Here is a 24,138-nt window from a genome sequence, read left to right on the forward strand (position 1 = left end):
GCCACCACCCTTATACATATTTAGCGCGGTACTTGAATGCAATGTTGATATTTAGGTTCGAACCGCCTACATTAATTGCATTAGTGCCTGGCATTAATTCTAATTTTTCTAAGTTTCCTTGCAGTTGGAACAAGAAGCTTTGGCCGTTTTTAATAGCTGCATAACGTTCTGCATCGATTAGTAACGTAGAGTTTGTAAAAGTTCCTAAAGAAAAACTCTCGCCTTGTACAGTGAGAGTTAATGAAGTAGCACTTCCTGTTATTTCTACAATAGGGCGTACAACTTGGGAACCGAAATTATCTATATTTAATGTTTGAGGAGTTGCAATAACATATTTAGATGCACCTATTTCAAGAGGTATATCTGATAAAAATGGTACATTATCTCCCCAATACACATCATCTGTACTCTCTATAATTGAGTAAGCATGCGGATCATACGCCGTTAACGGCAATTCAAACTTACCCATACTAAAGAGTCGGTTAATTGGTATATTACCGCTATACCGAACCATGTAGTATTTATCCGGCTCGTAATCGAAGATTAACTTTACTGTCTTTGGTTTACCGTATGGATCAATAAAAACAGCCATCACTTTTCTGATGGCTGAAGATAATGTTTCGTATTCATTTTTCAATTTTAAGTGGACAGGTAAGAGGAATTCCTTCACTCCTAATGAAGCTCCGAAATCATAAGCTCCATGCATTCCTGGTATCGTCATGACGTTATCGCGGGTAGAGGGAGCAGCAGGGTTCTGGTGATCTCTTAAAAGTTGCAAATTGAGTTCGCTAATATGTTTACCGTCTATTGTTAAACTCACAATTCTCCCACCCTTCTGCTTGATGCTTTTACATATTTACCTAATTCTACTGCTAGTTTCTGAATGTCAGCTTCTTCACGAATACTAAATGTAGCACCTTCAAACATGCGATCAAAATTGTAGGTATTACCTCCGCCACTTGATGGAGTGTTAACGATTTTCCCTAGCATTGTTTCGACTGACTGCGTTTGAATATCAGGTGTAGTAAGCAAATTTCCTAACAATCCTTTTACTTGTGGAAATGCTAGTTTAATACTGTCAGAGATCGGACCACCAAAATCTAGATGATCTAAGTCACTTAATGGTCCTGTTTTCGCTGGAGAGAAAGGCAGGAAGTCACGTGCTTTTTGCGCCAGTTTACTAACTTCATCAGTAACCCAACTCGCTGCGCTTTTAATCCCTTTTGCCATCATTTCTATTAATCCACGACCTGCATTGAAGAATGTGTCGCCTAATCCCGTTATAAAGCTGACCACTTTATTTAAAATCATTTCTACCCCCGTAACTACTCCTTCTAGCTTAGAGGATACACCGTTAACTATTGAACTCCAAATCTCATTAAATGTATTTTTAGCCATACCGCCCCAACTACTGATATAGGAACTTACTGCTTCTAGTTTTGAACCAAAAAACACATACAGTTCCGCTAAGGCATCATTCCAAACTTTTTTAATATCCCCCCAGAATTTTACGAAGGGCTTTACTATATCTCCGGCGAATTTACCAAGCCATTTGAGGATTCGTCCTGCTCCCCAAAGTTGCAGCCATCCCCAAAGCAACTCAAGCGCTCCGTTCCAAATTTGTTTTACCGCGTCCCACATTTTCGACCAATTTCCAGTGAATAAAGCGGAGAAAAAATTCACAATTCCTAGAATAATATTTAGGGCTCCGTTTATCACATTTTTAATAGCTTCCCAGGTTCCAATCACTATTTCTTTTATAATCGGCCATAACACTTGCATTATCGAAACTATAATCGGCATCACTGTTTGTATTACGGAAAGTACAAAATTCCACACGTTTTGTGCCGCTTGCATGATCATCGTTCCGTTTTCAGTCCACCAAGTTTGGATTTGTAATAAAATTTGTTGAAAATACGTGGTCATGGCTGTCCAAATCGGAATAAGTATTCCATTAAGGATAAAATTCCATACCGTCATAGCAGTAGCTTGTATCATCTGCCATCCAGTAATAACAGCGTTCCTGAACCCTTCACTTGTATTCCATAAATAAGTAATCCCTGCAACTAGACCGACGATTGCAGCCGCTACCACCCATACAGTGGCGCTCATTGCAGCTAAACCAGTAATTAATGGACCAATTAACATCCAAATAGAATTCCATGCTGCAAGCATTCCATTAAATAACCCTATACCTATAGCTAAGGGAGATAACAATAAAGTTAAAGCAGGCACAAGCATCATTATTGCTTGAATTATCAATGCAATTGTCGGGTGAGCTTGGTTAAATGCAGTCACTAATTCGAAAAATTTAGTCGCAAAATTAACTATAGGAGTCATTAGCATGCCGAAAGCATCGACCATAGGCTGAATCGCTGTCACAAAGGCGCCTTTCATTCTCTCCCAAGCCAAACCAAGGGGAGTTAATGAGTCTTGGAGCTCTTTTATTTTCTTGTCAGTCTCTTCTTTTAACCCTTGCAATTCCGTAGTCGCCTGCTCTTTAGCTAATCTCATTTTTTCTCGCCATAGTCCAACGTACTTTTGTAACTCAGGATCAGTCATTTTAGATATAGCTTTTACTTCTTCAGCTGATTGAGGTCCCATTTGCGCAAGATAATTGGCGAATTCTGAACCTGCCCTTTGCGCTATATTAGCGAGATTGTCTTTCCACCTGCCTAATATACCTACCTGTTCCTCAAGGTTCTGCATTAGTTTCTTTCCGCTTGTCTTTTTCATTTGTACTTCTTCGAACAAATTCCAAGCATTCATGATCTCTGTTGTTCTTTGTTGTACTGCATCTCTATAAGCAGTCAATGCTTCCGTCTGTTGTTTATATATCTCGGATGGATCAGGTCCTTTTGCTGCTTTAAATAATGCAGTATATAAAATGGCACTTGTAGCTGCAGCTGCTAATGCTACCATTTGGAATCTCATTAAACCTTGCGTAATCATCATAGTCATGTTTTTTAGATCCTTCATACTCGCAGTTGGACCTAACATTTTCAACGCCAATACTGAAGCGTTACCAGCGTTAGCCATTCTGTTCAAAGCATCCGCAGCACGTAACCCAGCACTATTTATTGTATATAGAGGATTTGCCATCCTGGCGTAATTTTCACGTATACGTGTTGCTTGAGTAGTCATATTCTGCATATAACCGATTGTCTGCAACATCCCCATCATAGCCAACCTATTTGCATTTATAACTGCGTCTGCTGCTGCTTTTTGAGCTTTCCCTGCTTTCTGGACCTCTGACATGAACTCTCTGGTTGTTCCTGTATAATTCTTGGATGCTTGCGCCAACTTAAAATATTGGTATTGAGCACCGATCATTTGGTCTTTTACCCCGCGCATAGCGATTGCTTGCTGGTAGTGAGCGCTTCTCATTTCACTGTACATTCGTCTCGCTTCTTCAGATGTACCTCTATAAGCGTAACGAATACGACGACCTAAACTATCATAACGAGCGCCCACTTCATCAGTTAACCCTCGGGCTGCATCCGCAACGCCATCACCAATATGACTTAACTCATTATTTACCCGTTGTACATCACGACGTATATTACCCGTCTCTAACCTGGTATCTATCTCAACGCGACCATCTGCCAATTATCTCACCTACCTTTCGCCTTATCTTTTTGCGCATCCATTCTTTTCTGGAATGCTATGAATTCCTGTTGTTCTCTAATAGCTTTTGCTTTCGGAAGCTCGTATAGTTCTTTCATTTTCTTGATACGTTTCCGTTCCTCAGCATTAGTTTTATCTTTTGGCGGAATATCACATGTTCGATAATGAAGCGCTTGTCCCATTGGGGATTTGCTAGAAAGGTTACGGAAGAGAGCCATGAACTTATTCCATTGCATTTTTCCTTGCTGTTCAATTAGATCAACATTGTAGTCGAACAAAAAAGAGGAAAAAATCCGTTCTGCATCCACTACAAAATCTACAGTAGGGATGGTCGGCGCCTTTTCCTCTTCTTTCTCTTCTATTTTCTTTTTCATTAATGATCGCAAATCGATATCTAATCTATCTTTTAAGATGTCTAGCAACAACATTGATTTACGTTCTACATCCAACTGATTTATGTCCACCTTATCTACAACTAGCATATTCAATGCAATGTCCGTTTTCAGATACTCATTAATGCTTTCATCTTCAAATAAATCGAATAGCAAAAGAATGTTATCAAAGGCTAAGTTCAACTCTAAACGAACGCCATTCCATGTATAAAAGTCATATTCACGTTCGGTTAATTTAAACATTATTTCTTCGCGTTACTTAGATACTTATTACGAGTTTCATCTGTTTTCTTCTGACTTTCTTCTAGATAAATTTCATTTAAATAATGAACTAGCCCCATTAAATTCGCAGAAGATCTGCCCGCTTTTTCATAAAGAGAGGAAAAAGTCCCTTCACCTAAGAAAGTCTCAACAATCCCTTTTACTAATTCTTTCTGTTGAACTGACAGTTGTTCAATTTCTTCATCTGTAGCAGTTTCAAAGTTTTGAATTAATCCTGTAATCTTTTTGGAATCCTCATCAAACCTTTTGAAAGCTTTTCCGTATTTTAATATTGAATCATCATTAAAATCTACTCTATGAAGTTCTCCTGCGATATCTACCTCTTTATACGTCTTTTCAAATTCAAACTTAAATTGTTGTGTCATGTTCATTTCTCCTTTATCGGTAATAGAAAAAGAGCCGTATTAACGACTCTTTCTTAAGGTGTTACAGGCGTTTCTGTGAATGTTGGCTTCCCATCGAATGAGATAGTGAATTCAATCTCACCCTTACTATTCGCATCGCCACCTGGTGCTTTAATTTCAGAAATTGTTGCTTTACCTTCCCATTTGTCACCATTCGGTTCTGTTACTGTGAATGTTGTCTTACGATCAGGTCCAAACTTATTCAGCAAACTAAAGATATAATCTTGCGCTTTATCTCCATAGAAGCGATGTCCTTCAAATCCATAACCAAGCATACCGCCTGTAACGTCACGTTCCGCAGAACCACCACCATCGTAGTAGTACGTTTCTTCTGTTTCTTCGTTATTGTCAGGATCTACAGACGTAATGCCTTTTGCAATGACCGCCTTTGTAGGTGTTTGCCCACCTGGAGTTACGTCGATTTCAAATTTATAACCATAGTTCAGTAAAAATGACATATATTAACCTCCTAATTCTAATTCCACACTAAATAGTGCGGTATATATCCATTCATTTGCTGCTGTCTTCTCAACAAAATTAGGCTCCACATACACATTTAATCTTCTTAGTGTATAGGAGCCATCCAAAGCGTGAAAAACACGCCTATGAACGTTATTTAGTTCTCTTGTGATAAATTCTATCGTATTGTTTGCTTCCAGTTGGTTACTGCTTTTGGCGAGTATTTGAATTTGCTTATTGATGATTTCACCTTCGAAATATTGCTCGCCTGGTGCTGATGGAATCATTCGGATAGCAATACTTTTCCGTGGTGCATCATTTACTCCTACATCCAATAAATCAGCTTTTATAGGAGCAAATAGGATGCCTGTTGGTAAAGTAGCAGTTAAATGCTTCTTAACCGATTCAATTAGCCATATCATATTTGTCCTCCTATAAATTCCGTTTTATCTCGTTTTCTACGATTCTAGCCCAATCCATAACATGTCTAGCCTTTGCTTCCTCGAACCATAAACCTCTGGCATTAGGATTGACATCTGTAGAGAAATTATATTGAGGATTATAGTAGATTCTCCGAGCATAAGGAGTATTCCATTCAATATGTCCATCTCCTGGTCTACTGAATCTAATGCCCGACCTCTCTACCTCACCTGTATCTTTCGGGATGTAGAAGTTGCTATCTTTGAGCACCTGTTGATCTAGTGCAAATTGCGCTTTCTGAGTAGCTTCCGTCACTTTCCCTTCAATAGCAGGCGCATCAACTCGAATGTTCACTCGAATCATATTAAAAGCACCTCCACATGATGAAGACTGCTTCTATCGTAAAAGTCATTGACTTTGCTAACGGTCATTTCCTTCCCGTTAAATATAACTTTAGATTTCTCTTTAAAAGTTACTGACGTTGAATGTACCGCATCATGAAATAACAGTGTTTGCATTACAACGCTATCACCATTCCCGTTCAGTACAACTGTTTTCTTAGGCTCAATTCGAACCCTTTCAATCGTTACAGCGGGTTTGTAGTTATCACTACCACCCCAAGTGTCATCTTCACCTTTATACTCCAAATACTGAATTGTATGGATTAGTAATGAGCGCCTGATTGGTTTAGCCATGCACACACAACCCTGCATACAGTAATCCAGTTTGACTTAAGAATTTAGGGACTGAAATTGCATACTGAGCATAGAAACTAGGCGCATCGTCTGCTCCTGCGCTCATTCCATTCTCAGAATAAGAACCGACATCAAAACCACCACTACCTTCACTAACTGTTGCAGAAGTTTCACCATTGATTGCTAAAAACTCAACTTGAGCAGCAGTAGCTTTCTTGACCTGTTTCTTAATAAAAGGTGCCAACTTATCAAAGTCAACACCTTCCAATTTGTAATTTATAACGTGGTCGATTTGGTCACTAGCGCGATTTATCAACCTATCTAATAGCAACGCATCCGATACCGGAATACCTTTGTATTCGTTATTGTAGTAATCAGCATCTATATATGCCATACGATCACCTACTTAGCAGCAGACTTTTTCGGTGCTTTTAAATCAGCTAATTCTGCCTCTAGTTCTTCGATTTTGTCGAGCGCTTTGTTGTGCTCTGCTACAGAAATGTTACGTCCCCCAGTAGCGCGTTTGATAATTTTACCTTCATCATTAATTTGGTCGTAACCGTCATTAAGGTAGGTTGCTAAAAAATCTTTTTCGATATTAAGGACTTTATTCAATCGTTTTACTTTTACCGTGTTACTCATGTAACCACCATTCCTTTCCTAATAAAAAGAGAAGCTATAAAAGCCTCTCTTATGCAGAAGTAATATTGAATTTAACGCCGTCTACTTTAGCACCTAAGATAAATACATCCCAGTACTTGCGCTCGTAGTAAAGGTATTTTCCACCTGTTGTCGCGCTTGGTTGATCTAAGCTTACAAATTCATATTGTTGTGGAGATACCATAGAAAGCGGATGAATTAAGATCATGTTGATTTGTTTTGCAGTTGCATCAGGTACAGCGCCATTTGTAAAGTTGTAAGCAGTTTTCATGCGTGTAGATGGTACAGTCACGATTTCAACATCATCTAAAGAGTATACGCCACGGTTAATTGCTTTTTCTCCAGTTCCAGAAACATCAAGTTGACGTTGTAAATCTTTAGCAGCTTTAACAATCTTTTTAACTGCTGGCGTAATGTAAAGAATACGTCCAGTTTGCGGAACTTCTGCTTCATCCATTTCTAACATCATTTGATCGAATACACCAAGGAAGCTTGTAGGATCAAGGACAGTTACATCTGCTGTTTTACCTGCTCCAGTGAATTCGGCGTATAATTTAGAAGCCATATACTTGTCATGCTCTGGTGTTGCTTCTTCGTCGTTGAAGACGCGTGTAATGTTAGCAATCGTTAAAGCCATGTTTGTTTCGTCAACATCAACTGGATCTACTAAAGTACGGAATTCACGGTCATGACCTAAAGTCTTTGGTTCGAATGAGTTATCGACACGACGAGTAGTGTTACCAACAACATCACGGTTAACATCAGTGTATCCACCTACTTTAATTCGTGGGATTTGGATTGTTTTTGCTCCAGTCCATTTTACAATCGCGTTATTAGGTGTATTGTATAACGCTCCGAAAGATAAACCTTGCGCGAATTTTTGAACAAGTACTTTTTGATACTGTGTAGCGTAATTTAAGTTAGCCATTAATAAATCTCTCCTTGTTTTAAATGATTTTTGGCAAAATAAATAGCCATCTATAAAAGATGACTCGTTAAAACTTATTGTTGTTTAATTCCGAATGCTGCAGCCCATTTTTCAGATTCTGTCATTGTAGTTTGTTGATGTTGGCCATTTGAAAATGTGGGCTTTTTAACTGAGTTAGCAGGTGGTTCTTCCACTACACCTTTAAAATGCGGAAACTCTTCAACTACCATTTCAATAGCTTTCGTAATATCTACATCATCATTAACCTTTGTTTTAGCCAGAGTAATAACTGCGTTTAAATTCTTCTCTTCTGTGATACCTGCTTTAATCGCAGCGTTTTCAGCTTGAAGATTAAACAACGCGCCTTCTTGCTCTTTCACCTGGTTCTGATAGTTAGTAAGCTGCTCTTGCTGCTTCTCCTGATCAGTTTTAAGTGTTTCTTGGTGCGCTTTCCAATCAGTAAGTGTCTGCGTCAATTGATCAACGTTTTCTACTCCTAATTGTTTTAAAAGTGCTTCTTGTTGCTCCGCTTTTGCTGCATCCAACTGTTCTTGTGTAAATGTCACAGGAGCAGGTGGTGTTACTTCTGGCGGTGTAGCAGGTGGAGTAACTGGATTTACTGGCGGTGTTACACTTGGGTCACCTCCTTCCGGTGCAGGTGGTGTTAGATCATTAAAATACTGCATATTTGTTAAACGTAAGCGATAATTGTTTTTCATATTAATTAGCCCCTTTCGAAACTTCACATTGTAAGCGATATCCCTCTAATTCCCAAATTCTATTAACGATACGATTCTTACAGATTTCAGTACCGATATTCACATCATAATTAACTGGATCAACACATGCACTTGACTCTGTTAAAATGAATCCGTTTGGTAATTTAGCAACAACAACCGTGCATTTACCATGAAACTCTTCAACTGTGAACTGTGTTCGTTCTAAAATACAATTAATATCTTCCTGAGTAATCGTATTTTTCATTATTCAACAACCTCCCAGTTTTCAGTGAATAACTCGATCATTGTCTCTTTCCATGGAACCCTTCCGAAACGACTCTCTACATACAAGTAAGGTGCTGTCATTTTACTATGTTCATCAGGAAACTGCGCACGGATTACCACATCTTCACTCCATTGTGGCAATCTCATTCCTTTACCCTTTTTCACTTCTTCAAACGCTTGTCCAAAATTCATATTCATTCCTCCTATACAATGTTTTTAGCAAAAGAAAAAGCCCTCGTTATGAGGACTTCCAAAATTCTTCTTCAGCTTTTTTTCTTGCTTGTATCGCTTCTTCTAATGTGTCGAAGCGTTTCATTAAAACTCTTTTACCATCTGCATATAATTGAGCTGTATATTTATCTCTACTTTTATCATAAGTAACACCTTTAACTCCTAATTTGTTATTCTTAGAAACTCGTGTGTTACGTTGTTGCGATTTTCTATCCGCCCAAACGCAATTATCTGGTGAATAACCTTTATTATTATCAATTCTTTCTATTGAATGATCTTTGCTAGGTTTTAAACCCATATCATCAAGGAAATCTTCGAACTGTTCCCATCTTTCGCAAATAGTAATTCCTCTGCCACCATAATCATGGTATCTCTTATCATTAGGATTAAGACACCTTTGTTTCATTTGGTGCCACGAGTTATACTCACTGGTGGTTTTACCATCTCTTTGATGACCATGCTTCGTTCTACACTTTCCGCATGTTTTTGTCTTTCCGTAAGCAAGATTTTTACCGATTACAACCTTAACTGCACCGCACTCACATTCACACTTCCATGCACTACAATTAGATTGATTCTCGACTCTTTCTAGTACAGTTAATTTACCAAATTTCTTCCCTTGTAAATCTAGTACCTTTTTCATATTTCAACCTCCCACAGTTGACCCGTTATAGTTATAACAGGCAGGGAAGCGGGTACTTCCTTTTCGGTTGGCCGACCTAGCCTATACCTATATTATACCAAATTTAGTACAGTTTTTCTCGGTCGTACCTTCTTGTTCTCTTAGTATTTTTAATGAAATCCCTCATCACTGATTGCTGTTGCGAGACCTTGTTTTTAGCGTTGTTTGCACCTTCTTGATCTCCTAGTGCTTCCATGACGCGAACTTCTCTTTTAGCTTTCCTAATACGTCTTTCTATCGCTCTTTGTTGTTGGCTTTGCTTGTAAATTTTACGATTCTCTTCTATATCCTCATGAGGAAAGTATCGTTGAGTAGATAGCCCCTCAATGTACGGATAGCGAATATGCGAGCAATTTATCCCGAATAGTCCATCAGGTTCGCCATAACTCGTACTACTCAAAGGCTTATACTTAGGGTGTTTGCTACTCAAACTGTAAATCTTGCCTTGATCTTCAAAACATTTCGGACGCGCTCCTGGATAGCTAGATACTTCGCATAAGTCAACGTCATACTCCTTCATTCTCTCGTCCTGCATGCCGTTAGCGACATTTTGACTTGTAGACCGAGCACACATACTAACGTATCCTTCTACTCCCCATCTTCTCCCAGCCTTATCAATCAAAGCAGGGATTCCACGTTGCGACCACTCGGAAACCGTCTGTCTGAGTGCTTGTTGTGGCGTTATGACACCACCTAACAGTTTACCTACCGTCTTGTTTAAAACATCCAGATAAACCTGTTGTGATTGTTTCAGCATCGTTGTATTTACAAGGTTCAGCGTATCTAATGCCTGTTGCTCGTAAGTATTCAAAATACCAATTAGTGCGGCGCTCGTATGCATTGCAGGAGCAGCAGCTAAACTTCCTGCTTGTACTGCTTCCTGATATAACGGTTCATGTTGTTCCACTGCTGTAAATCCAGCACCTTCTAACATCTTCCGCACTTCTTCAGCCGTTTTACTGCTATGACGTGAGATTGTATCCATTTGTTGCTGATTCAACTTACCTAGTTTATTTAGCTGAACTATGCGCCAATGTTGGTATTGCTCGAAGTTCTCAGCAGTAAGTAGCAATTCCCTATCATACTTGAGCATTCTGGCCATGTTTAAAAGCAACTCTTCTTCAATTGCATTGTAGATGTCTACTACAAACATAGAGAGTTGCTGTAACTTCTCAGGAGGGAGTGCCATTACCCTTCATCTCCTGGACTATTATTCTGTTGTTTGTTGTTCATACCGAAGAAATCCACTCCTTCAGGCATAACCATTTTATTTTCATTTTGAATTTCTTGTACGATTCTCTCTGCTTCTTCTTCAGAAACACCATGAATCTTCATAATGGCTAACTTCTTAGTTGTTAAACCATTCATAACAAGCGTAACTTGCTTATTAATTTCAGCCGTCTGATCTTCTGCAATAGAATCGTCGAACGTCACTGTTACTTCATAATCTTCAGTAGTGCTAAATGTTCCGTATAAAGCAGCAATATCAACAATAACGTCAACTAAATCCCTGATACAATCTTCTAATATCGTTTCGTGAGATTGTTTTGTTTTGAATGTCTTAGAGTTTTCACTAACAACTTCAGTAGCTGTTTTAACCCCTTGACCATCAAAGCTAAATGCACCTGTAGAGAATCCTGTTTGCATTGATAGGTAATTTAATTTCGCGTTAATAGCCGCTGTATGCTCTTCCACTCGCAATGTTACCGAGATATCTTGTATTCGTTGGTCTCCCTCCATCTTCATAGCCTCATACACTTCATCAGAACTATCAAAGTAACGATGTGACATGCCAGAGATTGGATCAACAACATGTTTGATAGCAGAAGCAGGTACTATAATACGCTTCTTTCCTAACACGAATTCTCTTTGGAAACTGTCGAACGCGATATCAAGTGATTTAAGAACATCTAAAGAGTTCCCATACATCGAAATCCCAAGGGGAGAATACAAGTCAAGATTATTTGCTGTATTAGGCTTGAAGTATACGAATGTAGGGCGCGATAAGTTCTTAATTCTTACCTCATCTTCTAAGTTCTCATATAGTTCTTTTAATCCTGTTCTCACACCTAATTCGCCTTTATTACGGCTTACATACAGTTCGTTTTTAATTACGTGCTGCGGACCTTCGTTTGTTCGTTCGATTAAATGCCATTCTAAAAGTGTGTAATATTTTCCAGCCTTTGTAGACTCATTAATAAACACACCTTCTGTTACTTTATTGTTATCCCATGATACAGGGACAAAACAATCTGCAGTAACGAACGATAATTTAATCCCTTGATTGTAATACACCTTAATTACCATACCGCCGAGCGATAACATGTATTCAAGGTATCGCTGAAATTCTCTGTAGAAGTTATTATCATCTAAAACGTTCTTGATATTATCAAACAACACTTCATCCGATATATTAATAGAACATTTCTCATTGAAAATAAGAGAAGACATTTCTTGAGTGACCACTTTTGCCATGTTCAACGATGCCATACGGCGTTGCTTCTGACCTTCTACTGTTTGATATTTAAGGTCGTGCCATTCGCTGAAATGACCGCTATAGATAGCCTTCCAAACATCTATCTGCTTGTATGATTCTTCATTAATGGTAATCTTTCGATTGTCAGTTACTTTCTTAATACCGGAAATTATGCCCATTTTGTAGAGCAACTCCTTCCCTTTGTTGATTAACCATGTAAACACTATTTATCACCTACTTTACATAGTTGTTATAGAAGTAATTTCCTGAATAGCGTGCTTCATCCAAGCTGTGATTGTATGCATCTATCGGAGAACCGTTATCTTGCCGTACATACATACCGATTTCTTTTAAGAAATGGTAATGATCGTATTCGTCGCACTCGACAATGTAAAACTGCTCATTCGTCATTAAGTTCTGAAGTCTTTCGATACCAACTTCCATTCCTTTAGCAGAGCTACTGACATCATGCGCATTGTTATCTGCACCTGTCGTATTAATCCCTAATAAGTGAAGTTCTTCTCTTAATGACTTACACGCAGGATCAACAAATACTTCTGTATAGCGCATTTGGAATCGTCTTACGCACCATTCTATAAATACTTTGAGTTCTTTTGCGTATATAGACATCGCTTTTACTTGTCCTGTCTCTGCTCCACTGTGATAGTAGTGAGCGACACGCATCAATCTGAATTTATCTTTAAAACGAGTTACAATATTACAGCTACAGCTTGTGGCATCTGATTGCCCACCATCAGCCGTAAAGAACATTTCATAACGATCGCCGAGTACCGCATGTTCAACATTCTTATCCATGTTAAACATTCCATAGATAACGCCCTGTGGCATTACACGTTTTCCGTACCAGTCTCGTTCTAATAGATACGGATTCTTTGAAAGTACATCAAATATTTCCTGCTTACGTTGCTCTGATAATATTGGATTATCATTAGGTGTCCAATGCGTCCAACGCGTGTTTTGAACATCAAATACTTCCGATATAACAGGATGGTTAGGAGCAGGAGGGTTTAAATCCGCTAAATGGTAACGGTCCTGTGCTGCAAAGGTACGGCGGAAACACTCTTGAATCATACCCATGTTTAATAAATTAATCTCGCAGAATACTACGCTACCTAGCGACATACCCGTTATAGCGCCGACACTGTTACTTTTGCCGCCCCCTTTATAAAAGACACGTTTAATTCCGTTTGGCGTGTGTATTTCTAAATTCGATCCTAATTCATTATGTTTAATCTCAGCAAGATCGCCGAATATGTGTTGTAATCCAGTGCCATCACCATCTATAAATAAGCGCTGCGCTTGTTCCTGGTTATAAGCGACAATCAAATGATTGGTATCTCTTGTCCACGACAAATAATCAGCATACCGGAAATGGCCTGCTGTTGTTTTACCGCTACGTGGCGTCCCTTCCAGTACATCAAACGTGTAATTATAAGGGCGATAAATAGCTTCTAATTGTTTGGGTGAAAACTTAATCGCTGTTTTGCTCATATTGTTTACGCCCTTCTATTAATGCATCTAACAATGAAGTATCTTTCGTTTGGCCACGTAATTTCTTAGCACGTAATTTAGCAAATTCAGTATCAGCTTTGACTTTCTCGATCTGTACCTTCTGCATTTCTTGTTGCATTCGGTGTCGCTCTGCTTCAATTTGGTCCTTAAATGTATCTGGCACTAAGTCAAAGTACTGCGCTAATTTATCCAGAGCCTTCATCTTGTCAGCGAGTTTAACTGACACGCCATCTTTACCTTGCTTCACTTCAGTAATTATAGAACCGTCAACCATATCAGCTTCATACAAGTCTACGAAGTTAACTACCCTCGTTACCTCATTGCCTTCATCATCCTGAATAGTAATCTCTCTCTGCCCAAAATTAAGGTAATTAGTAATATCTGCAAAAGCAATCTTAATGTACTCTTTCAGCACATCCAATGCTTCTACAAATACATTTTCAACTAACTCACCTTTAAGCTCTTTTATATAGGAATAAACTCGTTCACGTCTTAGCAACCGACTAGCCTGTACATGAGCGCCGTCTTTGGAGTAACCAGCCTTCAGTGCAGCTTGCGTACCATTAAAGTATTTCACGTAATACAAACAAAAGAGCCGTTCCTTTTCGGTCAGCTCTTCATCTTCTAAAATCTCTTTTAGTTTTTCTTTCGTTTTAGGATTTTTAACATTAGTAACGCTCCTTTTCGCAATAGTAACGTTACCATTCATTTTTTCATCCCATTTATCTTGCGATTTCCACTTTCTGATTTGCGAAGGTTTGAGATTTAACTCCGCTGCAATATCAATTAGCAGTTTCTCACCTTTACTCGCTTTATATATTTTAAATGCTTTTTCTCTGTCCGGGCTACGTTGTCGTGCCACGACCACCACCTCACGATATGCTCTTATATAGAATTAAAAGGCTAACACCTTTAAGCGTCAACCTTCACTTCTTTCTTTTCCTTCTTGAAAAAACCAATGATTTTAAATGTTAATAGCACTGGCCAGAAAGGACAGATGATAGCTACAAATAACAATGTCAAAAGAAACTGTATTGCAACCATTGCTCTTTCTTCTTCTGTTTTCCCGTCACTCTCTTTAACTAACTTTCGTAATGGTCCGTATGCTCCAGTTGATACAAACACCATACCAATCGCTATATACAATAAGAAATAAAGCATTTTATCACTCCTTTGTAAAATAAAAAACCGTCTCTTATGAGTCGGTTCCGTTAAAAGTATTATTCGTGATTCTATTTCTCTCTTTATTAAGAAATGGTTTTAATGATTTTTCTACATTATTGTCGTATCCACAGTTTACAAATTCATACCTTTCCACATCTGGAGTGAATATAATTTGATGGTCATAAATCATATTGGCAATACCTTTCTCACTGTCTGAAACCATTCTGAAATTTTTTTGCAAAGATTCATCATTGTGAATATCACGTTTGAAATTGTGGTTAGCTAAAACGATGATATTATGATGGTCTTCATGACGATAAACATTTTCGCAAAAGCGAAAGTACTCTTCAGTAAATGCGCTTTGTTTCATTCTTTCATCCCCTTTTCTTCCATAATAACACAAAAAGAATTATATTTTTAAAAATCCATAACGAAAACTAATTTATGCAGGGAAATTAATATTTCATACACAATGTTTTCTTTCTAGTTTACATAATTATTGTTATAGGCAGTTGTTAAAAGTTGATATTATGGGAAATCACTGATAACACTCACTTCCTGTAACATATCATCCCAATTATTTATGCATGATTTTATACATAGCGTAGTTTAGCGGGTTTTCAGCACCTAATCACCGTTATTTCCTGCATAAACTTCACCTAGTTAACTACCTATACTTTTGTGAGGTTCTCATCTCTTTTGCAACAGACTTACATATTTCCTTTTCGTGATTCTCGTTATAAACAGCAAGGCATTCATACATAACAGTTATCCATCCGTCTTTATCAAGTGGCATTCCCAAATGTTTTTCTCTCATTCTCTTATTAACCTGTTCTTTAAATAACTCTAAGTCCATTTTCCCCCTCCTCTATTTTCATTCGTTGTGTTCGTTTGTTTTGTTAGCCTAACAAGTAGTCCTAGCTCTTATGTGCTTCGGTTTACTAATTATCACTTGTGACCGTATTACCTTGACTTCATGTCGCGGGTACTCCAGCTTTTCTTCTTCATAATCGTCAATATCTTCGTATTTAATCATTTCATCGAATTCCATCGCATTATTGAACTCTTCCCGAATTTCTTCTACTAATGTCCCGATTGATAATCCCCTACTAGAACAAACGATAACGACATGCATTCCCTCACCCCTTATCTTTCCTTAACAACAATCAAGACGCCACCCAGATCACGGTAGCGCCTACGATAATTGCTGTTGGTTTAATCATTCGCTGATTACCATTTTAAAAGTAACTTCTATTTCATTACCTAATGCCGGTTTGCTCACATCTAATAATTTAAAACCAGTATTCAATAATGTATTTTTACATTCCATAAACGTCGCTTGTTCTATGTTATCTGTTGGATCATAAGTAATAGTTGTTATCGTTTTTACTTCCACCATTCATCCTCCTAACCAAATGTCCATTTTGTCCTAATATGCGGGTAAGGATTTGCACCTTACATAGAAAGTCGTTATACCAACCTACCTCCAGACCGATTCCCACAAAATCCGCATCATCATGTGTCTACCTATTCCACCACCGCATTACGTTTAATGTGTAATTTCTATATAACAAAGAAAAAAGCACCCATTTCGGATGCTTAAACTTAAATATTTACATTCAATCACATACTGCCCACGTTTTACACTTAGGACAACGAACAACAGTGAACCCCACAAAATCATCATAGTTTTCTTCTATTTCTTCTTTAAGTAATTCAATATTACTATCATATATAATATCTAAAAATGGTTCATGTACTGCATATAATTCTTCATCTACAGTTACTGTAATCCATTCGTCATTTAATATATCGTCTGGCGTGACTTCATTTCGAATACTCAACATCTCGTATTGTTCAAAATCACCATCTTCACAATTACACCCTGGATCACCTAGTCCAGTCCCAAGATAATGCAAATTAGCATGTTCTAATATATATTGTTTAATCTTCTTATCATCCGCATCAATAGCTATCGCATTTGCGCCGGCGTTATACGAATGTGTAAATTTCTCTTCAATTAACTTCACTATAATCACCATCCCTTTTACATTAATTATAACAAAAAAGCCATCACCGAAGTGACAGCTTTCTTTCCAGGGGATGGAAGAGAGAAAACAAATGGCAAAGTTTCTCTTAGATCAAGGCTGAGTACTCTCAACCTTCTCCAAGCCACCGCATCATGTAATTTTTTAGCTCTTATTAGCTACGCGCTTTACGTTCGGTGGCTGGGAGAAGACTAGGAATCTTCTCGTTTATGCTCCGTGGAGCTGGTCAATACATCAGCTGTCGCAGGGCCTTAGCTGACCAAGTCATTTATATAGCTGGAATTATTATATCCAAGACGTATATGTTTCTTCCGACGCCTTGTTTGAACCAATACACTAGAGGGACGGAAGGGGAATGTTTCCGCTGTATTGGCTCAAACAAAGAGTGGAACTCTTTGCCCTCGTTTTGGTCATCAATAAGAATCGTGAGTAATTACTAATGTACGAGATACGTATACTTTTTAGCTTTTTAGAATGCAAGTGTCACTCAATCATGAGCAACCACCCCCATTCCATTTTCAAGAGCCGACATATTAGAGAGAAATAGATTTATATTTATTATCAACCCAGAGGACGCATTCCGAGCTGATTGATAAATACAATAGAAACAGCATGACGAATGCGAGTTATCTCACACCCGCCACACTGGAATATGTCATTGTTATACATTCATTGGTCTTTTCGTCTTAACGCGGGTTCGTACCGCCTTGCCCGCCCTGCTATGCGGTATACGTTACCGTGACATTCTCGCATAAGAACGTTTCACTTATAGGTGTACTAATCCTCTTCGATATGCGGTTGTCAAAGGGCTTGTACATATAATTTATAATTTTTAGCATTTTATTTAGTCCCCCAAAAAGTTCGCGTTTTGTTCGCTATTTTTAAATGATTCCAAGTGCTGTAGCAATCAATTTAACCGCACTCTGCTTCTTCTCATAGAAATATGTCTTCTTGAGTAGTAGATCATGATAAACATCTGAATCTTTTACTCTCTCATTAGTTAGAAACTTGCGCTCAACAATTTTACGCTCATCCTCATCTAATAAATTGTTAAGTGCCTTCTCTACCTGCTGCACCTTCCATTTACTCGTATTCCTTGAATCACGTAACTCAGGGAACAAACTAATTCCTTCCTGCTCCACATCATTACTAAATCGCATCTTGAGTGCTCTGTACTCCTTTAATACGCTTACTACTTCCTTTTGTACTTTCTTATCATCTACAGCTGGTAATAATGTTAATTGTCTCTCCATGAAGGAATCCCCCTATTTCTAAATTTGTCTTTTTAACATCACGTAAGGTACGTGAAATTTTACTATCTCTTTGTTGAATAAGGGAAACATGCATAGCGAGTAGCCCCCACCATCCACTCTGCATGGTTCCGTTATCCATTAACCTTCTAATATAGTTAATTGCGATAATGTAACTCCTACATTTGCATAAACTGCTATACCACCTAATTTCCCATCACTCGGACATGGACCTTCCCATTTAATCTCTACTCCATCTTTTGTAAACAAGTTGACTTTTCCATAGAATACTTCGCCATCTAATTCAAACGAAACTCTCTTTCCTAACCAAACACTTTGTGCCACTTCATTTACTAAATTAAATCCTCTTCCCATCTCTTCCCCTCCATTAAGCTTTTAATAATTTACGATTCTTGTTAGCCATCTTCTCTTTTGCTGCTTCAATGTTATTCGATACTTTCTTATGGTCCTGATCAAATTGAATCATTCCACCAAACATAACTGGCACTACTGCTTCATCAACGTATTGTAAGTAATCAACTAACGCTCGTTCTGTCTGTTCTACTAAGTACCCGTAAATATCAAAGTCTGCTCTTGGTATAGACTTCTTGCCCTTCGGTTGATGAGACATCCTTACATAAGATTGAATGACCGATAATGGTACAACGAATATTGACTTGTCCTTGCTAAACTCAATTAGGAAGAAACATATCGCTCCCATCTTCTCTGCTTTCTCCAGATAATCCAATTGGTGCTGTGCAATGTTCTTTAAATCAAATCGCCCAGGATTCTCTGTAGATTTCGCTTCAAATGCAATAGCTCGTCCCTTATACACACCGTCATAATCTACTGTACTTTTAGCTTCATAGAATCCATTCAACACACGGCCATTCTTACTCTTTAACACCTTCACTGGAGTCGGACGCTTGTTTATAAGCGCCAATCCACCTCTTTGATACATTTCATTCGCTAAATTGATAAGCATCTCAAATGCCATTCCACGATTTCCTAATCCCATTGTTATTCCTCGCTCTCTATTAAAAGGATTATTTTGTTCAGTTATTTTCATTAACCAGAAAAAATTGTTCCATGCCTCTTACATCCTTCTTATACACTGGCATTACAAATATCTCTTCGTTTATTAACAGTTGGAACTCTACACATTGTTTTTCTTTGTTCCACCCGTAACATGCCATAGATACCATTTTCGGTTCTGTTTTTTCTTCCATTTATTCTTCCTCCCCTGAATAAAACTCAATATTCCGTCAATACTGTAGACAACCCATTAAGTTACTTTCTCCTTGTTCCCCCTTGGAGATGAGCAGTTAGCTTTTGCTAGCTGCTCTTTGTTTTTCTTCCTGTCTCTTTAAAAATGCTTTCGCTTTCTTAATTGCTTCCGCTCTTGTCTGTCCTTCAGCTATCCCTTTCAATGCTGTATCATCCTTAATGCAGATCATCTTCTTTGTACCATCTTCCATAATGACCTCCACTTTTGAATAGTAGGCACTATGCAATTTATCACCTTCAATTAAGAAACTCATAAACTCAGTTCCAACCTTGCCTGTAAAATCTTTAACTTTACTCATATCCATTCCCCTTTTCTACAAAATGAAATTTTTATACTAATTTCTTTGCTATCTCATGAATGACTGTCTCGGTCACTGAGTTTCCAGATTGTTTATAAAGCTGAGAATCTGAGTTTACTTCCTGTGCTTTATCAAAAGCCCAATCCGGAAATCCCTGGAGTCTCCAACATTCTCTTGGTGTTAGTTTTCTGATTCGATAATCGTTTAGCAACGTTGCCTGATTGCATGCCGTATCTAATGTTTGCGCGATTTGTTTTCCAACTCTTCCCCTTCTCGTTTTTGAGTTCGGGACCGAAAAATTAATGCTGTCTCCTACTTCCGCTACTGCATATCCTTGCTTTGTAGCTTCCTTCACCAATACTTTCGGTTTCTTAATGCTGTTCACGTTCAAGAATATACGCTCCTGATCCCAATGCTGATCCGTATCTTGCTGTGAGTGTATTGGCGTAAATTTGTTGTCCGGGTACATTATCAATCTCTTTGTTGTTTCCTCCGATAGGAAATACTTCTCGTCCACATTTGTTTCGAGAATGTCCAATAATAAAGACTCTTTCTCTGTTTTGTGGGACTCCGAAGTCTTTAGAATTGAGCAATTGCCATTCTGCATCGTACCCTGCTTCGTCCAGGCTAATGAGAATTCTGGCAAAGTCCCATCCTCCATTAACTGAAAACAAGTTTTTAACGTTTTCAATGAAAAGGTATTTAGGTTTATCTTTTTCTTTTTGGCTTTTGAGGAGTTCAATCGTTTTATAAAATAATCCTGATCTTGCTCCGGACAATCCTTTTTGTGGTCCTGCGATTGATATATCGGTGCAAGGAAATCCAAAACACCAAACGTCAGCTGCTGGGATTTCTCCTGGGTTAACATCGTTAATGTCATTTACTGTCCACTCTCCTTCAGTGTTATGGATTGACTCGTACGATTTTCTAGCGAATTTGTCCCACTCTACATAACCTATACATTTATGACCCGCTCGTTCCATTCCTAATCTAAATCCGCCAATCCCGGCGAATAAGTCTATAAAAGTAAGACTCATATCACCACCTCGCTTTCTACTAAAATGAAGTTTTTGTTTAGTTTTTTATTAGATCTAGACTTTCATAAATGTTACCTATCACTTCTAATTCATAACCTCCAGGAATCCACCCGATACAATGTACATCCATATACATGTCATATCCAACCATATCAACAGCAAAAGCTCCATCTAATTCATAAACCTTAGAAACGTATTCTTTTTCTTCTGGATCATGAGGAACAAAAATCCTTACGATATCCCCTTCATAAATGTCCTTACCGTTCTTATCTTTCAAACCTGTGTATTGCATTAATTCGCATTCATCACCTAATGCTCGACCGATACCACCTGAACCTTCTTCGGGCAACTCATCTCGCCATGCCATAGGACGCCATTTATCCCATTTAGCAAAATTTTCACCTTGTGTTATTTCAACTTGGGTAGGAGTGAACATAAATTGTTTTTCTGTATCCCACGCACGAAACTTAATTTCTCTCATTTTTATTCTCCTTTTCTAATAAAATAGCGTTTTTGTTTAACTACAACTTTTTATCAATCCCTACCCCTATACATCGGATATCTACCACTGTACAAGGCAGATACATCTTTTTCGCTTTTAAAAATTCCTTAACAGCCTCAAATGCTTCTCTGTCTGTTTCCGGCCCCTGAACATCGACAAAAAATTCTTTCTTAGATTCATCTTCCTGGATCAATACATTCCATACATTCCCGGTTTTTTTGTGGTGATAAAAGAAATTCTTCTCCCTATGTTGATACTGGACACCTTCTTGTTTCGGATAATATTCGAGGAAACTATCTCCGCAATGTGGACAGTATGCGATATCTGGAACACTAGAAAATTGACCTATTTTGAATTTGAATGAACACATTTCACATTGAAGACTCAGAGCCATTCCCATTCCCCCTTTTCTCCCAAATAACTATTTTGTCCAGTTTTCTAACAGCTCTAAGTTCTCATAGATATTACCTTTTACATGATTCAGATTTACTTCGCTCCACAGCAATTCAGCGTGATCCACTCCATTACAAATCCACCAAGCGCCTTCCATCTGTTTAACTACTCCTGTAAATCCATGTTTTTCTGATATACGATCATAAAATTCTTGATAAACAATATCTCCTTCAAATATTTTCTTTTCGTACGCATCATTTAATCCTGTGTATTGCATAATTTCATAGTTATCAGTAACATTCATTCCATCGTGGTACAATTGGCCATTTGGTGAAAGCTGCAGGTAATGGTATTGCTCCATCACCTTTGCTTTTTTATCCCATGTACGAAATTCAAATCCGTTCATCTCTCATTCCTCTTTTCGATTAAAATAACACTTTTGTTATAAAGCACTCAATCTACCTTTTCCCCACAATTAGGGCAATAACTTAAATACGGTTCATCACTTAAAAGATAATTAGTAAAATTCACTTCAAATTCGCACTCACAATGTTCGCATTGACCTTCCATATTCATTCTCCTTTTTAATAAAATTCAAATTTTGTCTTACTTTACTCCCGTAGATCCATATCCATTTGTTCCGCGCTCGCTATCCGATAGCTCATCCACTTCAACAAAATGAGCTGTTATTACTGGCGCTATGACGCCTTGAGCTATGCGAGTTCCCTTTTCAATTACATGAGCTTTCATATTTAAGCTTATTGATCTTTCAGTATTATCAACTAACACCCCAACTTCTCCACGGTAGCCACTATCCACAGTCCCAAGAATAACTCTCAGCTTTGTATTACGCGTCATACCGCTACGCGGGCGTACTTGCAATTCATATCCTGGCGGAATCTCGAAAGCTAATCCAGTTTGTACAACTTTTGTTTCACCTGGCCATATAATCGTGTCCTCCGCTGCCACAAGATCAAAACCGCTATCTCCTGGCTTCGCATACTTAGGTAACTCCACGTCTCTTACTCGCTTAATCTTTGTTCTTAAATTCATCCTGCCCCGCTCCTTATAAGTAACTTTTCAATTTCTCTTTCTGCTTCTTCAACACTTCCAAGGAAAGCTGCGTTTTCCGTTTCTCGTTATTCAATCCCACCAAGTGATATTCCATCTTACGAATCTCATCCTCTACTACTTCGAGTTCACTTTGCACCTGCACCGCGGTTTCTTTTTTCATTCAATCCCTCCTACAGTCCTAAATGCTCCATGATCTTGCCAATGTTCTCATCAAAACCGATATACAAGTGATAAGTATCTTTATTAAAAATATCTAACCCTTTCTCGCTTTTAGGTATTACAATAGTAGGCAACGAACTAGAACCAATAATGCTTCTTAAAAAATCCCTGCTATTCTCACTTTCATCCACATTTCTTTCAATCAATTCCACTTCATGTCCTATCGGTAGGTTGTTCAACATTTCTTTTGCTCTTTTGCATTTCGGACAAGAATTTCCAGTGTATATAATGATCTTAGTTGCCATTCTCTTCAGTCTCCTTCGCTTCCGCTAATAATTGAGTTACTTCAAACGTGCCATGCTCTCTATATTTCATTGTTCTTCCTCCTTGTGTTTAGATAAGATTGTTGTTAATGCTATTGCCGTTCCCTCATTCGCAATCCATTTCCCTCTATAGAACCCAGCAAGTCCTAAATCTTCAGCTTCGTAAGCTTTATCGGCTTCTTTTCTGTTTTCCACTGCTGATAACTGTAACTGTTCGATATACTCTTCAATCGCTTCTCTCATCACTTGTTACCCCCTTGTAGTAACTCTGGGTTTTCGTAGATATTGCCGATTATTTTAAAATCAACACCACAATCAAATAAATCGTCATAACCAATGCCTTGTTTATTCTTGACATCATATCTTCCACACTCTTCGTCAAAAAAGATTGCCCCATGATTGTCGAACTCCTCGCAATCATATCCACTTTCTGTTGACCATTCGTTTCCATCAAGATATTGAACGATATCCCCTTCGTAAATTTTGTTGCCTTCCGCATCCGTTAATCCTGTGTATTGATCTCTACTAATTAATTCATACCCAAATTCTTTGTTGAAGCATGGTGATAATTTACTTACATTACGTTCTTCCAACTGTTTTAACGTGTAAATCTTCTTTTCTACATTTCCTGTTCCCGTATGTTTGAATGTATAACGAAACTCAATCTCTCTCATTCTCCCCATCTCCTTTTAACAGCCCCGCCAGTTCCTCACAACTCCCTTCAAATAAGTCGCGCCCATCTGGTAGCTTGAATATGTGATTATCGATTAATTTATTGATTAAAACGTCTTGCCTGTCCATGTTGCCTC

39 protein-coding genes and 1 pseudogene are annotated in these 24,138 nt (G+C 38.2%); all 40 read right to left on the reverse strand.

Annotated elements, in window-relative coordinates; genetic code table 11:
• Positions 1 to 10 precede the first annotated feature (10 nt).
• The 40 genes and pseudogenes from IBT51_RS25185 to IBT51_RS25385 all read right to left on the reverse strand — a co-directional run bounded on the left by IBT51_RS25185 (position 11) and on the right by IBT51_RS25385 (position 24,130).
• A complete protein-coding gene (locus IBT51_RS25185; protein WP_200458840.1) occupies positions 11 to 820 on the reverse strand; it encodes a distal tail protein Dit in 810 nt (269 codons plus the stop codon).
• Complete coding sequence (locus tag IBT51_RS25190) at positions 817 to 3,609, reverse strand: phage tail protein (RefSeq protein ID WP_200458839.1); 2,793 nt, start codon at positions 3,607 to 3,609, stop codon at positions 817 to 819. Before IBT51_RS25190 ends, IBT51_RS25185 begins: the two co-directional genes overlap by 4 nt.
• Positions 3,610 to 3,614: 5 nt before the next feature.
• Positions 3,615 to 4,262: a Gp15 family bacteriophage protein gene (locus tag IBT51_RS25195; RefSeq protein ID WP_200458838.1), complete on the reverse strand. Its 648-nt coding sequence runs from the start codon at positions 4,260 to 4,262 to the stop codon at positions 3,615 to 3,617.
• Complete coding sequence (locus IBT51_RS25200) at positions 4,262 to 4,672, reverse strand: hypothetical protein (RefSeq protein WP_481748739.1); 411 nt, start codon at positions 4,670 to 4,672, stop codon at positions 4,262 to 4,264. Before IBT51_RS25200 ends, IBT51_RS25195 begins: the two co-directional genes overlap by 1 nt.
• A 47-nt stretch (positions 4,673 to 4,719) precedes the next feature.
• Positions 4,720 to 5,163, reverse strand: a complete 444-nt coding sequence (locus IBT51_RS25205; protein WP_200458836.1) for a phage tail tube protein — start codon at positions 5,161 to 5,163, stop codon at positions 4,720 to 4,722.
• A gap of 3 nt (positions 5,164 to 5,166) precedes the next feature.
• Positions 5,167 to 5,586, reverse strand: a complete 420-nt coding sequence (locus IBT51_RS25210; RefSeq protein ID WP_200458835.1) for a phage tail terminator protein — start codon at positions 5,584 to 5,586, stop codon at positions 5,167 to 5,169.
• Positions 5,587 to 5,596: 10 nt separating this feature from the next.
• Positions 5,597 to 5,947 (reverse strand): minor capsid protein, encoded by a 351-nt coding sequence (locus tag IBT51_RS25215; protein WP_200458834.1) that lies wholly within the window; start codon positions 5,945 to 5,947, stop codon positions 5,597 to 5,599.
• Positions 5,944 to 6,279 carry a putative minor capsid protein gene (locus IBT51_RS25220; RefSeq protein WP_200458833.1) on the reverse strand — a complete coding sequence of 112 codons (336 nt, stop codon included), beginning with the start codon at positions 6,277 to 6,279 and terminating at the stop codon, positions 5,944 to 5,946. Before IBT51_RS25220 ends, IBT51_RS25215 begins: the two co-directional genes overlap by 4 nt.
• A complete protein-coding gene (locus tag IBT51_RS25225) occupies positions 6,272 to 6,673 on the reverse strand; it encodes a head-tail connector protein (protein ID WP_200458832.1) in 402 nt (133 codons plus the stop codon). The genes IBT51_RS25220 and IBT51_RS25225 overlap by 8 nt, the downstream gene beginning before the upstream one ends.
• A gap of 8 nt (positions 6,674 to 6,681) precedes the next feature.
• Positions 6,682 to 6,921, reverse strand: a complete 240-nt coding sequence (locus IBT51_RS25230) for a hypothetical protein (RefSeq protein WP_061685226.1) — start codon at positions 6,919 to 6,921, stop codon at positions 6,682 to 6,684.
• 49 nt (positions 6,922 to 6,970) lie between these two features.
• Positions 6,971 to 7,867 carry a hypothetical protein gene (locus IBT51_RS25235; protein ID WP_061685227.1) on the reverse strand — a complete coding sequence of 299 codons (897 nt, stop codon included), beginning with the start codon at positions 7,865 to 7,867 and terminating at the stop codon, positions 6,971 to 6,973.
• A gap of 74 nt (positions 7,868 to 7,941) precedes the next feature.
• Entirely contained in the window at positions 7,942 to 8,586 is a 645-nt protein-coding gene (locus IBT51_RS25240; RefSeq protein WP_200458831.1) for a hypothetical protein, read from the reverse strand.
• A gap of 1 nt (position 8,587) precedes the next feature.
• A complete protein-coding gene (locus tag IBT51_RS25245; RefSeq protein ID WP_200458830.1) occupies positions 8,588 to 8,851 on the reverse strand; it encodes a Gp49 family protein in 264 nt (87 codons plus the stop codon).
• Positions 8,851 to 9,063 (reverse strand): Thoeris anti-defense Tad2 family protein, encoded by a 213-nt coding sequence (locus tag IBT51_RS25250; RefSeq protein ID WP_200458829.1) that lies wholly within the window; start codon positions 9,061 to 9,063, stop codon positions 8,851 to 8,853. Before IBT51_RS25250 ends, IBT51_RS25245 begins: the two co-directional genes overlap by 1 nt.
• A gap of 46 nt (positions 9,064 to 9,109) precedes the next feature.
• Entirely contained in the window at positions 9,110 to 9,745 is a 636-nt protein-coding gene (locus tag IBT51_RS25255; protein ID WP_200458828.1) for an AP2 domain-containing protein, read from the reverse strand.
• 103 nt (positions 9,746 to 9,848) lie between these two features.
• The gene (locus IBT51_RS25260; RefSeq protein ID WP_200458827.1) at positions 9,849 to 10,973 is read right to left on the reverse strand and encodes a phage minor capsid protein; all 1,125 of its coding nucleotides are present in this window, start codon (positions 10,971 to 10,973) and stop codon (positions 9,849 to 9,851) included.
• Positions 10,973 to 12,439 (reverse strand): phage portal protein, encoded by a 1,467-nt coding sequence (locus tag IBT51_RS25265; protein WP_234465823.1) that lies wholly within the window; start codon positions 12,437 to 12,439, stop codon positions 10,973 to 10,975. The genes IBT51_RS25260 and IBT51_RS25265 overlap by 1 nt, the downstream gene beginning before the upstream one ends.
• A gap of 55 nt (positions 12,440 to 12,494) precedes the next feature.
• Positions 12,495 to 13,772, reverse strand: coding sequence for a PBSX family phage terminase large subunit (locus tag IBT51_RS25270; RefSeq protein ID WP_200458825.1), 1,278 nt, complete (start codon positions 13,770 to 13,772; stop codon positions 12,495 to 12,497).
• On the reverse strand, positions 13,753 to 14,655 hold the full coding sequence (locus IBT51_RS25275) for a terminase small subunit (protein WP_200458824.1): 903 nt from the start codon (positions 14,653 to 14,655) through the stop codon (positions 13,753 to 13,755). The genes IBT51_RS25270 and IBT51_RS25275 overlap by 20 nt, the downstream gene beginning before the upstream one ends.
• A gap of 50 nt (positions 14,656 to 14,705) precedes the next feature.
• The gene (locus tag IBT51_RS25280; RefSeq protein WP_200458823.1) at positions 14,706 to 14,954 is read right to left on the reverse strand and encodes a hypothetical protein; all 249 of its coding nucleotides are present in this window, start codon (positions 14,952 to 14,954) and stop codon (positions 14,706 to 14,708) included.
• Between the two features lie 34 nt (positions 14,955 to 14,988).
• Entirely contained in the window at positions 14,989 to 15,327 is a 339-nt protein-coding gene (locus IBT51_RS25285) for a hypothetical protein (RefSeq protein ID WP_200458822.1), read from the reverse strand.
• Between the two features lie 297 nt (positions 15,328 to 15,624).
• Positions 15,625 to 15,813, reverse strand: coding sequence for a hypothetical protein (locus tag IBT51_RS25290; RefSeq protein ID WP_200458821.1), 189 nt, complete (start codon positions 15,811 to 15,813; stop codon positions 15,625 to 15,627).
• A 48-nt stretch (positions 15,814 to 15,861) separates the two neighbouring features.
• A complete protein-coding gene (locus tag IBT51_RS25295) occupies positions 15,862 to 16,092 on the reverse strand; it encodes a hypothetical protein (RefSeq protein ID WP_200458820.1) in 231 nt (76 codons plus the stop codon).
• A gap of 84 nt (positions 16,093 to 16,176) precedes the next feature.
• Positions 16,177 to 16,356 carry a hypothetical protein gene (locus IBT51_RS25300; protein ID WP_234465824.1) on the reverse strand — a complete coding sequence of 60 codons (180 nt, stop codon included), beginning with the start codon at positions 16,354 to 16,356 and terminating at the stop codon, positions 16,177 to 16,179.
• A gap of 220 nt (positions 16,357 to 16,576) precedes the next feature.
• Entirely contained in the window at positions 16,577 to 16,987 is a 411-nt protein-coding gene (locus tag IBT51_RS25305; RefSeq protein WP_200458818.1) for a hypothetical protein, read from the reverse strand.
• A gap of 899 nt (positions 16,988 to 17,886) precedes the next feature.
• Entirely contained in the window at positions 17,887 to 18,258 is a 372-nt protein-coding gene (locus tag IBT51_RS25310; protein ID WP_061457990.1) for an ArpU family phage packaging/lysis transcriptional regulator, read from the reverse strand.
• 138 nt (positions 18,259 to 18,396) lie between these two features.
• Positions 18,397 to 18,630 (reverse strand): hypothetical protein, encoded by a 234-nt coding sequence (locus tag IBT51_RS25315; RefSeq protein ID WP_200458817.1) that lies wholly within the window; start codon positions 18,628 to 18,630, stop codon positions 18,397 to 18,399.
• Between the two features lie 13 nt (positions 18,631 to 18,643).
• Positions 18,644 to 19,273, reverse strand: coding sequence for a Holliday junction resolvase RecU (locus IBT51_RS25320; protein WP_200458816.1), 630 nt, complete (start codon positions 19,271 to 19,273; stop codon positions 18,644 to 18,646).
• Between the two features lie 37 nt (positions 19,274 to 19,310).
• Entirely contained in the window at positions 19,311 to 19,484 is a 174-nt protein-coding gene (locus IBT51_RS25325) for a hypothetical protein (protein WP_176281422.1), read from the reverse strand.
• Positions 19,485 to 19,580: 96 nt separating this feature from the next.
• Positions 19,581 to 19,847 (reverse strand): hypothetical protein, encoded by a 267-nt coding sequence (locus IBT51_RS25330; protein ID WP_098782222.1) that lies wholly within the window; start codon positions 19,845 to 19,847, stop codon positions 19,581 to 19,583.
• 25 nt (positions 19,848 to 19,872) lie between these two features.
• Positions 19,873 to 20,878 (reverse strand): annotated as a pseudogene (locus tag IBT51_RS27150) (DNA cytosine methyltransferase).
• A gap of 37 nt (positions 20,879 to 20,915) precedes the next feature.
• On the reverse strand, positions 20,916 to 21,359 hold the full coding sequence (locus IBT51_RS25345; RefSeq protein ID WP_088022674.1) for a YopX family protein: 444 nt from the start codon (positions 21,357 to 21,359) through the stop codon (positions 20,916 to 20,918).
• 40 nt (positions 21,360 to 21,399) lie between these two features.
• Complete coding sequence (locus IBT51_RS25350; protein ID WP_001218512.1) at positions 21,400 to 21,774, reverse strand: hypothetical protein; 375 nt, start codon at positions 21,772 to 21,774, stop codon at positions 21,400 to 21,402.
• Between the two features lie 27 nt (positions 21,775 to 21,801).
• On the reverse strand, positions 21,802 to 22,179 hold the full coding sequence (locus IBT51_RS25355; protein ID WP_200458815.1) for a YopX family protein: 378 nt from the start codon (positions 22,177 to 22,179) through the stop codon (positions 21,802 to 21,804).
• 200 nt (positions 22,180 to 22,379) lie between these two features.
• Entirely contained in the window at positions 22,380 to 22,826 is a 447-nt protein-coding gene (dut, locus tag IBT51_RS25360) for a dUTP diphosphatase (RefSeq protein ID WP_200458814.1), read from the reverse strand.
• Positions 22,827 to 22,839: 13 nt separating this feature from the next.
• The gene (locus tag IBT51_RS25365; protein ID WP_200458813.1) at positions 22,840 to 23,007 is read right to left on the reverse strand and encodes a hypothetical protein; all 168 of its coding nucleotides are present in this window, start codon (positions 23,005 to 23,007) and stop codon (positions 22,840 to 22,842) included.
• A 10-nt stretch (positions 23,008 to 23,017) separates the two neighbouring features.
• On the reverse strand, positions 23,018 to 23,311 hold the full coding sequence (locus IBT51_RS25370; RefSeq protein ID WP_200458812.1) for a glutaredoxin family protein: 294 nt from the start codon (positions 23,309 to 23,311) through the stop codon (positions 23,018 to 23,020).
• A 66-nt stretch (positions 23,312 to 23,377) separates the two neighbouring features.
• Entirely contained in the window at positions 23,378 to 23,572 is a 195-nt protein-coding gene (locus tag IBT51_RS25375; RefSeq protein ID WP_200458811.1) for a hypothetical protein, read from the reverse strand.
• The gene (locus IBT51_RS25380; RefSeq protein WP_200458810.1) at positions 23,572 to 24,003 is read right to left on the reverse strand and encodes a YopX family protein; all 432 of its coding nucleotides are present in this window, start codon (positions 24,001 to 24,003) and stop codon (positions 23,572 to 23,574) included. Before IBT51_RS25380 ends, IBT51_RS25375 begins: the two co-directional genes overlap by 1 nt.
• Positions 23,990 to 24,130, reverse strand: a complete 141-nt coding sequence (locus IBT51_RS25385) for a Fur-regulated basic protein FbpA (RefSeq protein WP_200458809.1) — start codon at positions 24,128 to 24,130, stop codon at positions 23,990 to 23,992. The genes IBT51_RS25380 and IBT51_RS25385 overlap by 14 nt, the downstream gene beginning before the upstream one ends.
• Between the last annotated feature and the right edge of the window lie 8 nt (positions 24,131 to 24,138).

The sequence above is a fragment of the Bacillus sp. S71 genome (assembly GCF_016625265.1).
Lineage (GTDB): Bacteria > Bacillota > Bacilli > Bacillales > Bacillaceae_G > Bacillus_A > Bacillus_A cereus.